The 18,012-nt window shown below is 59.2% G+C and carries 13 protein-coding genes; 1 reads left to right on the top strand and 12 read right to left on the bottom strand.

From position 1 onward, the window contains the following. The 9 genes from BI292_RS02705 to BI292_RS02745 all read right to left on the bottom strand — a co-directional run. The coding region (locus BI292_RS02705) for a BatD family protein (RefSeq protein ID WP_178076519.1) at positions 1–1,010 on the bottom strand (1,010 nt) is incomplete at its 3' end. Continuing rightward, positions 1,007–2,746 carry a tetratricopeptide repeat protein gene (locus BI292_RS02710; protein WP_101206897.1) on the bottom strand — a complete coding sequence of 580 codons (1,740 nt, stop codon included), beginning with the start codon at positions 2,744–2,746 and terminating at the stop codon, positions 1,007–1,009. The genes BI292_RS02710 and BI292_RS02705, both read right to left, overlap by 4 nt. Continuing rightward, complete coding sequence (locus tag BI292_RS02715; RefSeq protein ID WP_101206898.1) at positions 2,743–3,822, bottom strand: VWA domain-containing protein; 1,080 nt, start codon at positions 3,820–3,822, stop codon at positions 2,743–2,745. The genes BI292_RS02710 and BI292_RS02715 overlap by 4 nt, the downstream gene beginning before the upstream one ends. After that, a complete protein-coding gene (locus tag BI292_RS02720) occupies positions 3,815–4,309 on the bottom strand; it encodes a DUF4381 domain-containing protein (protein WP_101206899.1) in 495 nt (164 codons plus the stop codon). Before BI292_RS02720 ends, BI292_RS02715 begins: the two co-directional genes overlap by 8 nt. After that, positions 4,306–5,250: a DUF58 domain-containing protein gene (locus BI292_RS02725; RefSeq protein WP_101206900.1), complete on the bottom strand. Its 945-nt coding sequence runs from the start codon at positions 5,248–5,250 to the stop codon at positions 4,306–4,308. Before BI292_RS02725 ends, BI292_RS02720 begins: the two co-directional genes overlap by 4 nt. A gap of 5 nt (positions 5,251–5,255) precedes the next feature. After that, positions 5,256–6,215 (bottom strand): MoxR family ATPase, encoded by a 960-nt coding sequence (locus BI292_RS02730; RefSeq protein ID WP_003218556.1) that lies wholly within the window; start codon positions 6,213–6,215, stop codon positions 5,256–5,258. Between the two features lie 169 nt (positions 6,216–6,384). After that, the gene (locus BI292_RS02735; RefSeq protein ID WP_101206901.1) at positions 6,385–8,085 is read right to left on the bottom strand and encodes an ABC transporter ATP-binding protein; all 1,701 of its coding nucleotides are present in this window, start codon (positions 8,083–8,085) and stop codon (positions 6,385–6,387) included. After that, positions 8,057–9,274, bottom strand: a complete 1,218-nt coding sequence (locus BI292_RS02740; protein WP_101206902.1) for a YcaO-like family protein — start codon at positions 9,272–9,274, stop codon at positions 8,057–8,059. The genes BI292_RS02735 and BI292_RS02740 overlap by 29 nt, the downstream gene beginning before the upstream one ends. A 613-nt stretch (positions 9,275–9,887) precedes the next feature. Beyond that, entirely contained in the window at positions 9,888–10,241 is a 354-nt protein-coding gene (locus BI292_RS02745; RefSeq protein ID WP_101206903.1) for a hypothetical protein, read from the bottom strand. Between the two features lie 502 nt (positions 10,242–10,743). On the opposite strand from BI292_RS02745, the gene BI292_RS02750 reads away from it, so the two are divergent. Then, a complete protein-coding gene (locus BI292_RS02750; RefSeq protein WP_101206904.1) occupies positions 10,744–15,636 on the top strand; it encodes an NAD-glutamate dehydrogenase in 4,893 nt (1,630 codons plus the stop codon). A 226-nt stretch (positions 15,637–15,862) separates the two neighbouring features. Here the strand turns inward: BI292_RS02750 and BI292_RS02755 are convergent, their stop codons facing one another. From BI292_RS02755 to BI292_RS02765, 3 genes are all read right to left on the bottom strand, one after another. Further along, the gene (locus BI292_RS02755) at positions 15,863–16,261 is read right to left on the bottom strand and encodes a cupin domain-containing protein (RefSeq protein WP_101206905.1); all 399 of its coding nucleotides are present in this window, start codon (positions 16,259–16,261) and stop codon (positions 15,863–15,865) included. 237 nt (positions 16,262–16,498) lie between these two features. Further along, on the bottom strand, positions 16,499–16,792 hold the full coding sequence (locus BI292_RS02760) for an antibiotic biosynthesis monooxygenase family protein (RefSeq protein ID WP_092280640.1): 294 nt from the start codon (positions 16,790–16,792) through the stop codon (positions 16,499–16,501). 122 nt (positions 16,793–16,914) lie between these two features. After that, a partial coding sequence (locus tag BI292_RS02765) for a PLP-dependent aminotransferase family protein (RefSeq protein WP_101206906.1) occupies positions 16,915–18,012 on the bottom strand: 1,098 nt, incomplete at its 5' end.

The following is an 18,012-nucleotide window of genomic DNA, read 5'->3' on the forward strand; positions in this document are numbered from 1 at the left end:
CTGTTCTGGTTGCCGAGCACCGGTTGGTCCGGGTAGCGGCGCAAGCCGTTAATGTCGGTGGCGGGCAGCGGCGGCAGTTGCGAACTGGCCAGGCCATCGACTTTCAGTGTCAGGCTGCGGGTCAGCGAATCACCGACCTGCACCTGATCCGGTTCCGGGCTCCAACTCTCGCTCAGGCTCAGGCTGCGCGCGGGCAGCCAGGGTGCATCGGCCGGGTAGGAGGCCGGTTTGGCCTTCACCGTCAGGGCAATTTGCGCGGAACTGACGCGGAGCAATTTGCCCGGTTTCGTTCCCTGCCCGGAAGCATCCTGCGCCGGTTGCGCATCCACCAGCGTGGCGCTGAATTGCTGCGGCGGGATGCTCAACACACCGCTGTGCTGGGGAAAAATCGCATAGCGCATTTCGATCACGCCATGGCGCACGCCATTGATGTCTTTTTCATAGGTGCGCGAGTCGCCGAGCTGCTCGATACGCGCATCGGGCACCTGCAACGGCGTCAGGCTGCTGTCGTCATACAGCGACACCGAATGGTAAATGCGCAACGTCAGGATCGCCTGCGCCTGCACGTACACGCTGGCCTGATCGAGGCTGGCTTCGATGAACACCGGGGCGAGTTTGTTCTTGCTGTCCTGAGTTTCGCCTTCGACCACTTGCAGGGTGATCGGCTGGCTGCGCCCGTCGCCCAATTGCAGCGACGGAATCTCGACGCTGCCGTTGCGTTTGGGCAGCAGGGTGATGAACCAGCGCGTGGTCGAGCGGTTGGCGCCATTGATCGTGGTCAGCTGATTGACCTGACGCGTGCCGCGCACTTCGAATTCCGCGTCCAGCGGGGTCAGGTCGGGTTTGCCGAAGATCGTCACGTCGTTGGATTCGAGGATCAACTCGACGGTTTCGCCGGAACTCAGGCGGCTGCGATCGACACTGGCACCCAGCTCCGCAGCCTGCACCTGAGCGTTGGTCAGCATCAGGGCAGACAGCAGGGCAAGCAAGAAAGCGCTGAAGCGGGTCATCGAGTTTTTCCCTGATCCTGATGTTGTTGCTGTTCGTACCAGAACTTGCGTCGAAGCAGTTCGCCGGGGTCGTCCGGAATCTTTCGCAGCCATTGTTCGAGCGCCTGAACCTGCTCGCCTTCGAGGCTGTCGCTCGCCGGGCGCCGCGGTGGCGTGGTGCTTTGCTCGTCCTCCAACTCACTGCCCGGCACTTCGTTGGGGCCGGGTTGCGGTGGCGTGGTGGGCGGTTCTTCGCTGTCCGCGGAGTTCGGCTGGGCCTCGGTTTTCGGTTCGCCGCTGCTCAACGGCTGAGTGGCGGACTCGGCCGGCGGAACATCACCGACCGCGCCCGGCGCTTCGCCCTCGGGCGGCTCGGGTTCGACCTCCGCTGGCGTCGATTTCTGTTTCAGCAGACTTTCGACCAAGGCCTTGTTGGTCAGCGCCGGACGCAAATCGGGTTGGCGCTCAAGTGCTTGATCGTAGGCATCCAGCGCCGCGTCCAACTCACCGCTTTTCGCCAGTGCATTGCCTCGATTGTAGTGTGCCCGCGCGTCGTTGCCCTGAGCGAAACGCTGGGCGGCGCCGTTGTAGTCGCCGGCCTCATACAGCGCCACGCCTTGCCATTGCGGGTCTTCGAAGTGTTTGGCGGCTTCGGCCGGCTGCTGTTTTTTCAGCAGGTGCAGGCCGCGCTGATCGGGTCGCAACCACAAATCGCCGAAGTCGAAGGCGTAGCTCGGTTGCGGCATCAGAAACAGCAGCGGCAAGCAAAATAGCCAGCCACGACGGCCGGCCAGGGATGCCAGCAGCAACAATGGCAGCAGCAACCAATAACCCTGATCGGCCCAAGTATCGAGGCGCAAGGTCTGGCCGTCGTCGCGCAGATTGCGCGGGCCATCGAGCAAGCCGAGGGCGCCGAGGTCGGCATCGTCCAGCCGCGCTGCGTGGTAGCGCCCGCCGAGGTCGGCCGTGAAGGACTTGAGCCCCGGACTGTCGAGGTGCGGCACCAGAATCGCGCCTTGGGCATCCTTGAGGAAACTGCCGTCCTCTTGAGCCACCGGCACCCCTTCGGCGGTGCCAACGCCCAGCATCAGAAATTCGGTGGATTTGCCGTCCAGCGCGCGCTCGATGCCGAAGCGTTCCTGTTCGTTCAGTGACGAACCGATCAGCAGGATTCGACCCTGGCCGAGCGCACCTTGATCCAACAGCGCCAAGGCTTTGAGCACCGCCAAGTCGGCGCGATGCCCGGCCTCCGGCATCAGTGACGGCTTGAGTGCGTCGAGCAAGTTGCGACTGGTCGACAGGTCATCCGACAGCGGCACCAGCGTGTGGGCGCTGCCGGCGTAGACGACGATTGCGGTTTGCGCGTCGCTGCGACTTTGCAGCAAGTCGAGCAACTTGCGCCGCGCTTGCTCCAGTCGGGTTGGCGGGCTGTCGGTGGCGAGCATTTCCGGGGTCAACTCCAGCAGCACCACCAGCGGGTCAGCCGGTTTCTGACTGGTCTGCTCGACTCTTTGCCAACTCGGTCCCAGCAGCGCGCCGATGGTCAGCACCCAGGCGAACCCGAGGACGATCCACGGCAATTTGCTGTCGCGACCGTTGCCGCCACTCAGCAGCGCGGCGTGGAAGGCCGGCGGCAAAATCATCTGCCAACGCCCGGCGCGTTTTTGCCGATGCCAGAGTTGCCAGAGCAACCAGCCGAGCAGCGGCAACAGCAGCAGCCACCACGGGCGGAACCAGTACGGCCAGAGCGCGCTCATCGACGCCTCCGCAGGCGCAGGCGATTCAGCCGCTGGCGCCAATCGGGGAGTTGGCTTTGCAAAAACAGGTCCTTGGTCAGCAGGCGCTGCAGTGGATTGTCCGGCCACAGTTCGCGCATCACCAATAACAGGCTCAACAGCAGCGCCAGCGCCAAAGGCCAGTGATACAACGCCTGAGCCGGGCGGGCCTGGGTCGGTTGCTGGGTGACGGGTTCGAGGGTATCGAGGATGTCCTTGATCGCCTGCAATTCCTTGCCGTCGTGGGCGCGGAAGTATTGGCCGCCGGTGGCTTGGGCGATGGCTTTGAGTGCCGGTTCGTCGAGGTCCAGGCTTGGGTTGAGGCCGAGAAAGCCCAGCGTACCGCTTTGTTCCGGATCGGCGCCGATGCCGATCGGATAGATTTTCACGTTTTCGCTGGCGGCGAGACGGGCGGCGGTCAACGGGTCGATTTCGCCGCCATTGTTGGCGCCATCGGTGACCAGAATCAGCACGCGGCTTTGTGCCGGACGCAGGCGCAAGCGCTTGAGCGCGAGGCCGATTGCATCGCCGATGGCGGTGTTTTTGCCAGCAATGCCGATCCGCGCTTCATCCAGCCACACGCGCACGGTGTGGCGGTCGAAGGTCAGCGGCGCTTGCAGGTAGGCCTGACTGCCAAACAGGATCAGGCCGACCCGGTCGCCGTCGCGGCTTTCGAGGAAATCGCCGAGCAAATGCTGGACCAGTGCCAGGCGGCTGACGTCTTCGTCCTGCCACTGCATGTCGGGAAAATCCATCGAGCCGGAGACGTCGACTGCCACCAGCAGATCGCGACCACTGGCGGCAATCGGCAGCGGTTCGCCCAACCATTGCGGGCGCGCCGCAGCGATCAGCAGCATTAACCACAGCAATATGAACGGCGCTTGCTGGCGCCACGCCGGCAGGTTGGCGCGGGCGCGGCGTCGGGCCAGGCCTTCGAGGTCGCTGAGGAAGCTGACTTTCAGCGCCGGCTCGCCGCTGTCGGCCACCGGCAGCACCAGGCGCATCAGCCAGGGCAACGGCAACAGGGCGAAAATCCACGGCCAGGCGAACTCAAACATGTTTGCGAATCCACGTGTCGACGGCTTGGGTCAGGCCGGCGATGGCTTTGTCGTCGAGTTTGCATTCGGGTTTGTAGGCGCCTTCGACCAGTACCATCCAACGCGTCAAACCGGCGGCCGGGCAGCGGTTGTCGAGAAACGCCAGCCACTTGCGCCCGTTCAGCGTGTGACTTTGGCTATAGGGGTAGTGGTTGCGGCACAGGCGTTTGAGCAAACCGTTGAGTTGCTGCAACCAGGCACCGGCCGGTGCGCCGTCATAGGGTTTGGGCATTTGCGCGAGTTCGGCCAGCGCGGCGACCCGCACCGGGTCCAGCGGTTGCTCGGCGCGTACGATCGGGCGTTTGTTCGGGATGAAACGGCGCAGCTGCCACAGACCGAAACCGATCAGCGGCAATAACAACAGCAATAACCACCAGCCCGGCGCCGGAGGCCAGAAGTCAACTGGCGGCGGAGTCATCAGTGGTTGCAGTTGATCGAGGCTGCTCATCGACCTTTCCCCGGTTTCTGCGGGTTCAGGTATTCGCGCAATTGCTCGACCATTTCGCTTTGAGTGCTCAGCGGCATCAACAAAATGCGCAGCTTCTGCGCGAGCAATTCCCAACGAGCGATGCGTGCTTCGGCCTGGGTGCGATAGGTCTGGCGCAGGTCGTAATTCAGCGTGTCGAGTTCCAGTTGCGCGCCACGTTCGGCGAAACGCAGCAGGCCGGCGGCGGGCAGGGCGTGGTCCAGCGGATCGGACAATGGCAGCAGCAACAGATCGCAATGCCGCGCGAGCAGGCTCAATTGTTGTTCCGAGCCTTCGGTCAACGCGCGCTCGTCGCAGATCACGATCACCAGGCTGCCGGGGCGCAACACCTCGCGGGCGCGGCGCAGGGCCAGGTTCAGCGAATCGCGGTTCTGCTCACTTTCGGTGTGCAGCGACTGGTTGACCCGCACCAAACGGTTGAGCAATTGCAGCAGGCTTTGCTTGCTGCGCCGAGGTTTGATTTCGTAATGCTCGTTGTCGCCGAACACCAGCCCGCCGACCCGGTCGTTGTGCCCCAGCGCCGCCCAGCCGATCAGGCTCGCGGCTTGTGCGGCGAGCACCGATTTGAACATCAGGCCGGAGCCGAAAAACAGCCGACGGCTTTGCTCGACCATGATGAAAATCGGCCGTTCGCGTTCTTCGTGGAACAGTTTGGTGTGTGGCTCTTGGGTGCGCGCGGTGACGCGCCAGTCGATGGTGCGTACGTCGTCGCCGGCCTGATAAACGCGCACCTGGTCGAAATCGACGCCGCGCCCGCGCAGCTTGGAGTGGTGCAGGCCGATCAACGGGCTGCGCTGGCTCGGCGTCGAAAACAGCTGCACTTCGCGCACCCGATGGCGCATCTCGATCAGCTCGGCGAGGCTGACACGGATGCCCGGCTCGGGCGGGAGGCTGGCGTTCATCAGGGTCAAGCGACGGCTACGACGTCGAGAATCCGCTGGACCACTCGGTCCTGGTCGATGCCCGCCGCTTCGGCTTCAAAGGACAGAATGATGCGGTGGCGCAACACGTCGAACAGCACCGCTTGAATGTCTTCCGGGCTGACGAAGTCGCGACCGGCCAGCCAGGCGTGGGCGCGGGCGCAGCGGTCGAGGGCAATCGAGCCGCGCGGGCTGGCGCCGTAGGCGATCCACTCGGCCATCTCCGGGTCGAACTTGGCCGGCGTGCGCGTCGCCATGACCAGTTGCACCAGGTATTCCTCCACGGCATCGGCCATGTACAACCCGAGGATTTCCTTGCGCGCGGCGAAAATCGCCTGCTGGCTGACCCGGCGCTCAGGTTTGGTTTCGCCATTCAACGCTTCGCCACGCGCCTGTTGCAGGATGCGGCGTTCTACGGCGGCGTCCGGGAAACCGATTTTCACGTGCATCAGGAAGCGGTCGAGCTGAGCTTCGGGCAGCGGATAGGTGCCTTCCTGCTCGATCGGGTTTTGCGTGGCCATTACCAGAAACAGCGGCGACAGTTCATAGGTGCTGCGCCCGACGCTGACTTGGCGCTCGGCCATGGCCTCCAGCAATGCCGACTGAACCTTGGCCGGGGCGCGGTTGATCTCGTCCGCCAGCACCAGATTGTGGAAAATCGGGCCTTGCTGGAACACGAAGCTGCCGGTTTCCGGGCGATAGATCTCGGTGCCGGTAATGTCGGCGGGCAGCAAGTCGGGGGTGAACTGGATACGGTGGAACTGTGCTTCGATGCCTTCGGCGAGCTCTTTGATCGCTTTGGTCTTGGCCAGCCCAGGTGCGCCCTCGACCAGCATATGGCCGTCGGCGAGCAGGGCGATGAGCAAGCGCTCGATGAGTTTTTCCTGGCCGAGAATCTGCGTTGAAAGAAATGTTCGCAGCGCTAGCAGCGCTTCACGATGTTCCATCGATGACTGTTCCTGGAAAGGGTGACCGAAGACGTTCGAATAACGCCAGGGCTGGGGGCGTTACTTTAATGCATGGCGGGGGGTGGCGACTAACGGCATTTTGCGCAAAATGCGGGAAATAAGTCCCGCGTCCTGGTTGCGCTGCGCATGGCGACCATCCACCTGCGAGCTACTCCGACGTCTGAATGTCATTTAATAGCAGCCTGATGGCTGCTCTGTTGCGCAGATCAGACCATGGGCCCTCGTCAACAATCGCGCCGTTTTGCATGACGATGACGCGGTCGAATCGGTGTAAATGGCTGACATCGTGAGTAACACAGATCAGTCCACATCTGCCGAAGGTGTCGAATAGCAGGTCCCATACCGGGGCGGCCATTTTCGGTTCGATTGATGCGCTGGGTTCGTCAAATAAGTTAAAACGCCCCGGCCTGTTGATCAGGCGCAGCAGTGACAGGCGTTTAGCTTCGCCGCCGGAGATGTTGGTAGCGTTTTCCCTGAGATTGCGTTCACTGACAATGTTTTCAAGATTCAAACGCTTTATTGCCGTGTTCAGCTGCGACGAAGGCTCAATTCCAAACAGGACCGATTGTTCAAAAGTACCCTCCAGAAACTGCGGTAACTGTGGGCAATACCTGATGACACTGAGGTGTGTTTCTGCGCTCAATTTCGAAACCGGGACACCATCGATGCTCAGGTGACTTCTCAGCGCAGCATTCAAACCGGCGAGCGCCTCCAGCAAAGTCGACTTGCCTGCTCCACTGGGCCCCGTGATCGCGACCGACTGACCTTGAATCAAAGTAATCGAGTTCTCGATAGACAAACGAACAGTCATATCGTCGGTCATGGCGCACGGGTCGAGTACCAGCGTTGATTGTTCACGAGGCTCGATTTGCTCGTGTCGACCTTCATCAAAGTTGGGTAATGACAGGAGCTGCTGGAGCCGGCGCTGATCTGCGAGAAATTGATCCAGCACCCGGTAGCCTTCGGTCAGTGCAGTGATGTTCAGTAAAAAACTGCCTGCAATCGAAAAAATTGCAACCATTTGTCCAACGCTGATGCTGGGCTCGCTCGCCAATTGACCGAGTACTCCCCAAGCGAGTAATCCCCCTGTCGACAGGCTGACAAACAAAATCTTCGCTCCGCTCAAAATGCCGCCGGAGCTTGCGACGGTGATCGCCGCATTGGCGTACTGCTGAAATGCCCGGTTTAACGGCTGTGTTGCGGTGCACTCGGCGCTTTCCAGTTTTATCGATTTGCCTGAGCTTATGGTGCTGAACAGGATGGCGCTGAGTTCATCCTCTTGCTCGTTGACGGCATCGATGTGTTTTCTACGCCATTTAATGATTCGGTGAGCGGCGAACAGATAGACCAGGCCAAGGCTGATCATCGCGAAGAAAACGCCGACGCCTCCCATGTAAATGAAGACGCTCCCGACGATCAGAAACTCCAGGCACAGTGGAAATCCGACGGTCACAAAAAATGTCAGCAACTGCTCGTGCGCTGTTATTCCTCGCTCAACTGATTTTATGAAATGTCCGATTCGCCACGAACTGAACTGCAGAAACTCCTTGCGCATCAATTGCGCAACCCATTGAGTGGACGCACTCAATACAACTTGCTGCACCAGCTTGGACAGGAAGAATAATTGCAGTGGATTAATTACTGCTTGTATACATCCCGCCAGAACGAACCCCGTCGTAAGCGTTAGCAGCGTATACAGCGAATCTTGACCGCCATTAAGGGTGTCGATCACTTTTCCCAGTAAAAGCGGGGGTGTGAGCGCTATGAGTTTCAACGTTATGATTGTTAAGACGGTTGAGAGCAATAAAGCGGTGTGTTTCCTACAGGCCGTTGTGATGAGCGTTCGCATGGGTTGCCCTATTGTTGTCTTGGCGTAGGACTCGCTGGGGAGCAACGAAGTAACCGTTTCTGATCAGATTGAAACGTTCAAGACCTGGAACATAAGTCTGGCAGACCGTGCCGTCTTCAGAGTATTGAGCTAAAACTCTGTAAAAAATAGTCTTGCCAGACTTTTCAATATTATTTTTTAATGCTTCGAGCTGCTCCGGAACACTGCTCGCGAGATCCATCTTTGGAATGTCGAGTATCGGTAGTGTCAGATTTTTCACCGGGAAAAAATCTATAAGGGGCCTCAATGTATCTGCACCTGCCAGAAAATCCAGAGTCTTCTTGTCTGTTGCTTCTTGTGGGATGTCATAAAGATCTTCGACTTGAAATTGTTCCGTCACTGCCCTTTGAATTGCAATGCAGATGTCCAATGAGCAACCTGACCCTATAGGTGATAAATGGAATGGGCCGGGCCCAACTTTTGGTAGCGCGACTGAAAAATATACATTCATGAAGTCTTTTATGACTATTACTTGTAATTTGTTAGCCCTAGAAAGTGCGTAGGAGTTGTCCCGCAGTGCTGTGGCAAGCAAGATTTTAGATGGCGTATACATCGTTACCGCCGGACCGATGGAGCACACCGCCATGAAAAAGCGAGATAGGACGTGCCGTTCAATGACCTCGTGGGTGCCATGAAGTAGCGCTTCCGCTTTGGTACAACCAAAAGCCGTACCTGAATTGGATGAGTATCGAGACAAAAATTGTGTGGCTGGACACGCACTGCCCACTGAATTATTCGTCACCCTCGGGCAAAGCAGAGTGGTTGGGACGAATAGCTCTGCGGTGTTATCGACTGTTGTGAGCTTGAGAGATTGTATTGAGTTGGATAAACACGACAGGCTGGTGAGAAAACCATCGCGCTGCGCAGCTTTTTGGCTGGCGACGAATTCGCATGATTGAGTACTAACGTCGCTTGTGGCAGGCATTAAGAGGCAAAGATGTTCGATGCTTTCCGCCAGTGCTCCGACTAGCGAGTCGGGACCTTTTCCGGCGCCAGACTGTATCAGGTTGTTTTGCGAGTCGAAAAGATCTGCAGTGGCGACGAGCTTATCGCTGTCAGTGTAATTGGTGACGGAAAATAAATTTAATGATTTTATGATGTTTTGAATTTTTGATAATGCAGTCGACGGGGCAAACTCTCGCTCTGACATAAACACCTCATGGGGTTGTGGAATGCCGAAAGGGCCCTTTCGGCATTTTACATGGCGATAACAAGCATTAATCAGTTGGTCAGCGTGGCAAAGAAGCTAACTTCCGTTGCCAGGAAACCTTGTGATCCGCCCATTGCCTGTGACTGATCATCCCACGGGACTATCTCAGAACGTTTTTTGCCCATGATATTAACTCCTTGTATTAGTGGGTGCGGCACTCTCGCTGAGTGCCACGCTTGCGAATATTTTCGCAAGTAACTTAGTAATAGCAGTCGGCTTCACTGGTATCAATTGCAAGATGCTGCGAAAAGTCATCTTTTGCTGTGGGGGTTTTCTGACGGAGGGGTGGGAAATATCTCGAAAGACTTTTGCACTTAAACCTGTTTGGTTGTTTGTTTTATTACTTCAATGGGTTGCGATGTTTAAAAGGTTTTAGGCAGGCTGGGTTTTTAATGGGGGATAGTTGTTTTCGGGAATGCTCGGAATATTAGCGCTCTTGGCTAAACCATCGCGAGCAAGCTCGCTCCCACAGGTGACCGCGTTCTAACAGATAGATGCGATCCACTGTGGGAGCGAGCCTGCTTGCGATGAGGCCGGTACAAGCGCCGAAAATTCAGAGCTCGCTGATGTAAGTCCCAGTCCCCTTAAGAATGTTCTGCAACGTTTCCTCAACCTCAGCCAGATCACCCGCATCCGTGCTGTGAATGATTTCCAGCGAATCATCGCCATTCAGCGCGTCGGCATCGCCAGCGGCGATTTCAATCAGCAGGCGGGTAGGGCTGAGGGTGACTTTTACGCCGTCCAGCGTCGACGGCTCGCCGTCGAGGGTGATGTCCAGCGCGTCCTCGTCCGGGTAGCGGGTCATCAGGAACATGTCGCCTTGATCGCTGTGGCAGCAGAGCATGGCCATGTTGTCTTCTTCGTCATCGCACGGGTTGACGATCAAGAGGGCGGTGGTCATTTGCATGGGAAATTCCTGGCTCGGCGAGCATTGTGAAGACGATCAAAGGGCGATTCTGCCAGCCGCCGGGAATTTCTGCTCGTCTGAGTGTCAGAACATGTGTCGTGAACATCCGATGTGTTGCTGGTCATTTCGAGGACGAGATCGCGCAAAACCGGGCTTTTACCGGCCGTTTTGCCGTGCGCCTGCTAGTGTTGTTCGGTGCGCAAGCCCCAAGCTGCGTGCCGATGACCGAATATGTCGCAGCACCGCAAGCAGGCACGTTGTCGCACTCGTTAAGCTGCGCATCGAATGGATACCGGTAGAGGCCTGCGCAATTCATCGCGCGGGCGCTGTTTCCGGGATTCTTTCAAGGAAGGTGAATGTGACCTGAGTGTCTCGTCCAGCTTCACCCACCTGTTGCCCTGTTTCCTCTGCCCGAGATTCAGGAACCGGGTGACGGATCGCCCCGAGAGGGGTTTTGCACGCGACGCTTCCATCAATAACAAGCCCAAGCGGAGTACCACAGATGGCGTTCTTCACCGCAGCCAGCAAAGCCGACTTCCAGCACCAACTGCAAGCGGCACTGGCGCAGCACATCAGTGAACAGGCACTGCCACAAGTGGCGCTGTTTGCTGAACAATTTTTCGGCATCATTTCCCTCGACGAGCTGACCCAGCGTCGGCTGTCCGACCTCGCCGGCTGCACCCTTTCTGCATGGCGCCTGCTTGAGCGCTTCGACCACACGCAACCGCAAGTGCGCGTCTACAACCCTGATTACGAACGCCACGGCTGGCAGTCGACCCACACCGCGGTCGAAGTCCTGCACCACGATTTGCCATTTCTCGTGGACTCGGTACGCACCGAGCTGAACCGTCGCGGCTACAGCATTCACACCTTGCAAACCACTGTGCTGAGCGTGCGTCGCGGCAGCAAAGGCGAGCTGCTGGAAATCCTGCCGAAGGGCACCCAGGGCGAAGGCATCCTGCAAGAATCGCTGATGTACCTGGAAATCGACCGCTGCGCCAACGCGGCCGAACTGAATGTGCTGAGCAAAGAGCTGGAACAGGTTCTCGGTGAAGTCCGCGTTGCGGTCGCCGATTTCGAGCCAATGAAAGAAAAAGTCCAGGAACTGCTCAGCGGCCTCGACACCAGCCAGTTCAATGTCGATCCAGAAGAAAAAGCCGAAATCAAAAGCTTCCTGGAATGGCTGGTGGGCAACCACTTCACGTTCCTCGGCTATGAAGAATTCGTGGTCCGCGATGAAGCCGATGGCGGCCACATCGTGTATGACCAGGATTCGTTCCTCGGCCTGACCAAACTGCTGCGCACCGGCCTGACCTACGAAGACCTGCGCATCGAAGACTACGCCGTGAACTACCTGCGCGAACCGACCCTGCTGTCGTTCGCCAAGGCTGCGCACCCGAGCCGTGTGCACCGTCCGGCGTATCCGGATTACGTGTCGATCCGTGAAATCGACGCCGACGGCAAAGTCATCAAGGAATGCCGTTTCATGGGCCTCTACACCTCCTCGGTGTATGGCGAGAGCGTGCGGGTGATTCCGTACATCCGCCGCAAGGTCGAAGAAATCGAACGCCGTTCCGGCTTCCAGGCCAAGGCTCACTTGGGCAAGGAACTGGCGCAAGTGGTTGAAGTGCTGCCGCGCGATGACCTGTTCCAGACCCCGGTCGACGAGCTGTTCAGCACCGTGATGTCTATCGTGCAGATCCAGGAACGCAACAAGATCCGCGTGTTCCTGCGCAAAGACCCGTACGGCCGTTTCTGCTACTGCCTGGCCTACGTGCCGCGCGATATCTATTCCACCGAAGTGCGCCAGAAGATCCAGCAAGTGCTGATGGATCGCCTGAAAGCCTCGGATTGCGAATTCTGGACATTCTTCTCCGAGTCCGTTTTGGCGCGAGTACAGCTGATTCTGCGGGTTGATCCGAAGAACCGTCTGGACATCGACCCGGTCCTGCTGGAAAAAGAAGTGGTCCAGGCCTGCCGCAGCTGGCAGGACGACTACGCCAGCCTGACTGTTGAAAGCTTCGGCGAAGCCAGCGGCACCAACGTGCTGGCCGACTTCCCGAAAGGCTTCCCGGCCGGTTACCGCGAGCGCTTCGCAGCGCATTCGGCAGTCGTCGACATGCAGCACCTGCTGAGCCTGACCGAGAAAAATCCGCTGGTGATGAGCTTCTATCAGCCGCTGGGCCAGGTTTCCGGCCAACGCGAGTTGCATTGCAAGCTGTATCACGCCGACACGCCGCTGGCGCTGTCCGACGTGCTGCCGATTCTGGAAAACCTTGGTTTGCGCGTATTGGGTGAATTCCCGTACCGCCTGCGCCACAACAATGGCCGCGAGTTCTGGATTCACGATTTCGCCTTCACCGCTGCTGAAGGCCTGGAACTCGACATCCAGCAACTCAACGACACGCTGCAGGACGCATTCGTCCACATCGTGCGCGGCGATGCCGAAAACGATGCCTTCAACCGTTTGGTGCTGACCGCCGGCCTGCCATGGCGCGACGTGGCGCTGCTGCGTGCCTATGCGCGCTACATGAAGCAGATTCGCCTGGGCTTCGACCTCGGCTACATCGCCAGCACGCTGAACAACCACACCGACATCGCTCGCGAGTTGACCCGGTTGTTCAAAACCCGTTTCTACCTGGCGCGCAAGCTCACCGGCGACGACCTGGAAGACAAGCAACAACGTCTGGAACAAGCGATCGTTACTGCACTGGACGACGTCCAGGTGTTGAACGAAGACCGCATCCTGCGTCGTTACCTGGACCTGATCAAAGCCACGCTGCGCACCAACTTCTACCAGACTGACGCGCAGGGCCATAACAAGTCCTACTTCAGCTTCAAGTTCAACCCGCACTTGATTCCTGAACTGCCGAAGCCGGTTCCGAAGTTTGAAATCTTCGTTTACTCGCCACGCGTCGAAGGCGTGCACTTGCGCTTCGGTAACGTTGCGCGCGGCGGCCTGCGCTGGTCCGACCGTGAAGAAGACTACCGCACCGAGGTGTTGGGCCTGGTAAAAGCCCAGCAAGTGAAAAACTCGGTGATCGTGCCGGTCGGCGCCAAGGGCGGTTTCCTGCCGCGTCGCCTGCCATTGGGCGGCGGTCGCGACGAGATCGCCGCCGAGGGCATCGCCTGCTACCGCATCTTCATTTCGGGCCTGTTGGACATCACCGACAACCTGAAGGACGGCGCGCTGGTGCCGCCAGTCAACGTCGTGCGTCATGACGACGATGACCCGTACTTGGTAGTGGCCGCGGACAAGGGCACTGCAACCTTCTCCGACATCGCCAACGGTATTGCCATCGACTACGGTTTCTGGCTCGGCGACGCCTTTGCTTCGGGCGGCTCGGCGGGTTACGACCACAAGAAAATGGGCATCACCGCCAAAGGCGCGTGGGTCGGCGTACAGCGCCACTTCCGCGAGCGCGGGATCAACGTGCAGCAAGACAGCATCACCGTGGTCGGCGTCGGCGACATGGCTGGCGACGTATTCGGTAACGGCTTGCTGATGTCCGAGACCCTGCAACTGGTCGCTGCATTCAACCACTTGCACATCTTCATCGACCCGAACCCGCAGCCGGCCAACAGCTTCGCCGAGCGTAAGCGCCTGTTCGACCTGCCGCGTTCGGCGTGGTCGGATTACGACACCAGCATCATGTCCGAGGGCGGCGGGATCTTCTCCCGTAGCGCGAAAAGCATCGCGATTTCCCCGCAGATGAAAGAGCGCTTCGACATTCAGGCTGACAAGCTGACCCCGACCGAACTGCTGAACGCCTTGCTCAAGGCGCCGGTAGACCTGTTGTGGAACGGCGGCATCGGCACGTATGTCAAGGCCAGCACCGAAAGCCACGCCGATGTCGGCGACAAGGCCAACGATGCGCTGCGCGTCAACGGTAACGAACTGCGCTGCAAAGTCGTGGGCGAGGGCGGTAACCTCGGGATGACCCAACTGGGTCGTGTCGAATTCGGCCTCAATGGCGGCGGCTCCAACACCGACTTCATCGACAACGCCGGTGGTGTGGACTGCTCCGACCACGAAGTGAACATCAAGATCCTGCTGAACGAAGTGGTTCAGGCCGGTGACATGACCGACAAGCAACGTAACCAGTTGCTCGCGAGCATGACCGACGAAGTCGGCAATCTGGTGCTGGGCAACAACTACAAGCAGACTCAGGCCTTGTCCCTGGCGGCCCGCCGTGCATACGTGCGAATTGCCGAATACAAGCGTCTGATGAACGATCTGGAAGGTCGCGGCAAGCTGGATCGGGCGATCGAGTTCCTGCCAGCCGAAGACGCGATCAACGAGCGCGTTGCGGCAGGCCATGGCCTGACCCGTGCCGAGCTGTCTGTGCTGATTTCGTACAGCAAGATCGACCTCAAAGAAGCACTGCTCAACTCGCAAGTGCCGGACGACGAATACCTGACCCGCGACATGGAAACCGCTTTCCCGCCGAGTCTGGTGAGCAAGTTCTCCGAAGCCATGCGCCGTCACCGTCTGAAGCGCGAAATCGTCAGCACCCAGATCGCCAACGATCTGGTCAACCACATGGGCATCACGTTCGTGCAGCGACTCAAAGAGTCGACCGGCATGAGCCCGGCGAACGTGGCTGGCGCTTATGTGATCGTGCGTGACATTTTCCATCTCCCGCACTGGTTCCGTCAGATCGAAGCCCTGGACTATCAGGTCGCCGCTGACGTGCAACTGGAGCTGATGGACGAGCTGATGCGTCTCGGCCGCCGCGCTACCCGCTGGTTCCTGCGTGCCCGCCGCAACGAGCAGAACGCTGCCCGTGACGTTGCGCACTTCGGTCCGCATCTGAAGGAATTGGGCCTCAAGCTCGACGAACTGCTGAGCGGCGAGATCCACGAAAACTGGCAGAACCGTTATCAGGCGTACGTCGAAGCCGGTGTGCCGGAGTTGCTCGCACGCATGGTGGCTGGCACTTCGCACCTGTACACCTTGCTGCCGATCATCGAAGCGGCCGACGTGACTGGCCAGAACGCAGCAGACGTGGCGAAGGCTTACTTCGCGGTCGGCAGCGCGCTGGACATCACCTGGTACCTGCAACAGATCAGCGCTCTGCCGGTTGAAAACAACTGGCAGGCGCTGGCCCGTGAAGCGTTCCGCGATGATGTCGACTGGCAGCAACGGGCGATCACCATTTCGGTCCTGCAACAGGGCGACGGCAGCCACGACGTGGAAACACGTCTGGCGCTGTGGATGGCAGAGCACGAAGGCATGATCGAACGCTGGCGCGCGATGCTGGTAGAAATCCGTGCCGCCAGCGGCACTGATTACGCCATGTACGCGGTAGCCAACCGTGAGCTGCTCGACCTCGCGTTGAGTGGTCAGGCGGTTGTGCCGGCGGTAACGCAGGAGCTGGAACCAGTGGCTTGATTCAGCGCTGAATGAAAAGCCCCCGTGTCGTGAGATACGGGGGCTTTTTTTATGGCTGAGGGTTCTGTTGTGGCGGGTCGGGCCTCTTCGCGGGCAAGCCTCGCTCCTACAAGGCAACGCATTCCCTTGTAGGAGCGAGGCTTGCCCGCGAAGAAGCCATAAGCCTCAATGCACGTTCTGCCCGGTTCCATGCGGGCAGTTTTATTTATGGCTGAGGCAACAGCGATTAGTGTTCCAAGGGGATCAGCACTTTCTCGTCCGGCGACAACACCATGAACACCAACAGCTTGGCCGGTTTGGTTTCGCTGGCGTTTTTCGACAGCAGATGCTCGGAGCCGGCGGGTTCGTACCAGTATTGACCGGCCTTGTAGGTGATCGCTTTCTGACCCTTGACCTGCGAGATGATCTCGCCCGACAGCACGTAAGCCATGGCCGTGCCTTGGTGTTTGTGGGCAATGGAAGATTGGCCGGGTTTGTAGTCGACCTCGATCATCATGGCTTTTTTGCCGGGGACGTTTTGCAGCAGTTCGTCCTGCAACACGGTGATCTTTTCCGACGGGGCGTGGGCAAATGCCGAGGCAGAAAGGGTCAGGGCGAGGGCGGCGAGTAAATGCACTGCTTTCATGGGGAATCACCTGAGTAGTTAGTCGTCAGGGACCACGGTAAGCCGTGAACCGGGGTAACAAAACGGCCAATTTTCGTGAAGGCGAGGGGACCAATCCTGTGATTCCAACGGAAGAAGCAGGGCGGTAGTGCGGGCGCCATCGCGAGCAAGCTCGGCTCCCACAGTTGATCGCATTCCTCTGAAGGAACTCGTTCAACTGTGGGAGCCGAGCTTGCTCGCGATGACGTCAGTCAGTGTTCAGACGATCGGAAATGTATTGAAATCGACGGCATTCGCCAGCCGGTTATCGATCAGGCCGATAAAACCCTGCACTTCGGGGTGGTAAAAGTGCGATTGCATGGCCGCTTCCGATTGCCAACGGGCGCTGACGTTCCAGCGGTTGCTGTCCTCGGGGCAGCGGTCGACCATATAGGAATCGCAACCGGGAAGTTCGCGCAGGGTTTCGACAATCTTTTGCAGTTGCTTGCCCAGTTCTTCCGAGCGGCCGGCGGCGGCCTGCACCTGTACGGTGTTGATCACTTCGTTGGACATTGCTCACACTCCTGAATCAGGCCGGACGAATCCTGCTCATTGAGGGATAACGCCCCTGCACAATAGTCCTGCACCGGGGGACCGCCAATAGCCAATCGCCGGATAAACCCACAGACCAATCGTCAACTGACCTGCTGCAAAATGTCGCGCAAGCGGTCCAGTGCGGTGTCGATATCGAGGGTTTCTATCGCGCCAAAACCGAAGAAGAGCCCGGCCCGTGGCGCTTGCTGATAGTAAAAGCTGTCGATTGCGTACAGCCCGACTTCAACCTTTTTCGCCAATTCGATGACCAATGGAATGTCGATCGGCACCTTGCACAGCACCACCATGTGAAACCCGGCGGTGGTCGGTACCGCTTCCAGCCACGGCGCCAGATCACCGGCGATGCGCGCCAGAATCCGCTCGCGGCGCCCGGCGTAAATGGTGTGGCAGCGGCGGATGTGCTTGAGCAGGCAGCCCTCGGCGATGAACTTGGCCAGCGCCCATTGCGGCAGGGTCGAGGTGTGCAGGTCGGTGAGTTGCTTGGCGCGGATCACCGCTTCGAGGATCGCTGGCGGCAGAATGGTGTAGCCCAGCCGCAGCTCCGGCAGCAGGGTTTTCGAGAACGTGCCGACGTAGGCGACGATGCCGCGCTCGTCCATGCTTTGCAGCGAATCAGTCGGGCGACCTTCGTAGCGAAACTCGCTGTCGTAATCGTCTTCAATGATGATCGCGCCCAGCTCATGCGCACGCGCCAGCAGGGCCACGCGCCGCGCCTGACTCATCGGCATGCCCAGCGGAAACTGGTGCGACGGCGTCACGTAAATCAGCCGCGTGCCGTGCGGAATCAAATCCACTCGAATCCCTTCGGCATCCACCGGCACGCCGACCACGGTGGCGCCGTGGCTGCCGAACAACAGCCGCGCGGGCGGGTAACCGGGGTCTTCCATCGCCACCAGGCTGCCGGGCCGGATCAGCACTCGGCCAATCAGGTCCAGCGCTTGCTGCGCGCCGTTGCACACCACCACGTCGTCGTCCTGACAATTGACCCCACGGGAAAACGCAATGTGCCGGGCAATCGCATTGCGCAGCGCCGGCAAGCCTTCGGGCAGGCTGTAGAAACCTTTGGAACCGGCGATCTGCCGCAATGCATGCGACGTGCAGCGGCGCCAGTCGTCCTGCGGAAACTGGCCTTTGCTGGTGGCGCCGCCGATAAAGTCGTATCGCAGCGAACCCTGCAG

It is taken from the genome of Pseudomonas sp. 43NM1 (genome assembly GCF_002836905.1).
In the GTDB taxonomy this organism is placed as follows: domain Bacteria; phylum Pseudomonadota; class Gammaproteobacteria; order Pseudomonadales; family Pseudomonadaceae; genus Aquipseudomonas; species Aquipseudomonas prosekii.

What these genes read in the sequence shown, in the direction of transcription:
- BI292_RS02710 (WP_101206897.1), bottom strand. Translation starts at nt 2,746, where the DNA reads ATGAGCGCGCTCTGGCCGTACTGGTTCCGCCCGTGGTGGCTGCTGCTG.
- BI292_RS02715 (WP_101206898.1), bottom strand. Translation starts at nt 3,822, where the DNA reads ATGTTTGAGTTCGCCTGGCCGTGGATTTTCGCCCTGTTGCCGTTGCCC.
- BI292_RS02720 (WP_101206899.1), bottom strand. Translation starts at nt 4,309, where the DNA reads ATGAGCAGCCTCGATCAACTGCAACCACTGATGACTCCGCCGCCAGTT.
- BI292_RS02725 (WP_101206900.1), bottom strand. Translation starts at nt 5,250, where the DNA reads ATGAACGCCAGCCTCCCGCCCGAGCCGGGCATCCGTGTCAGCCTCGCC.
- BI292_RS02730 (WP_003218556.1), bottom strand. Translation starts at nt 6,215, where the DNA reads ATGGAACATCGTGAAGCGCTGCTAGCGCTGCGAACATTTCTTTCAACG.
- BI292_RS02735 (WP_101206901.1), bottom strand. Translation starts at nt 8,085, where the DNA reads ATGCGAACGCTCATCACAACGGCCTGTAGGAAACACACCGCTTTATTG.
- BI292_RS02740 (WP_101206902.1), bottom strand. Translation starts at nt 9,274, where the DNA reads ATGTCAGAGCGAGAGTTTGCCCCGTCGACTGCATTATCAAAAATTCAA.
- BI292_RS02745 (WP_101206903.1), bottom strand. Translation starts at nt 10,241, where the DNA reads ATGCAAATGACCACCGCCCTCTTGATCGTCAACCCGTGCGATGACGAA.
- BI292_RS02750 (WP_101206904.1), top strand. Translation starts at nt 10,744, where the DNA reads ATGGCGTTCTTCACCGCAGCCAGCAAAGCCGACTTCCAGCACCAACTG.
- BI292_RS02755 (WP_101206905.1), bottom strand. Translation starts at nt 16,261, where the DNA reads ATGAAAGCAGTGCATTTACTCGCCGCCCTCGCCCTGACCCTTTCTGCC.
- BI292_RS02760 (WP_092280640.1), bottom strand. Translation starts at nt 16,792, where the DNA reads ATGTCCAACGAAGTGATCAACACCGTACAGGTGCAGGCCGCCGCCGGC.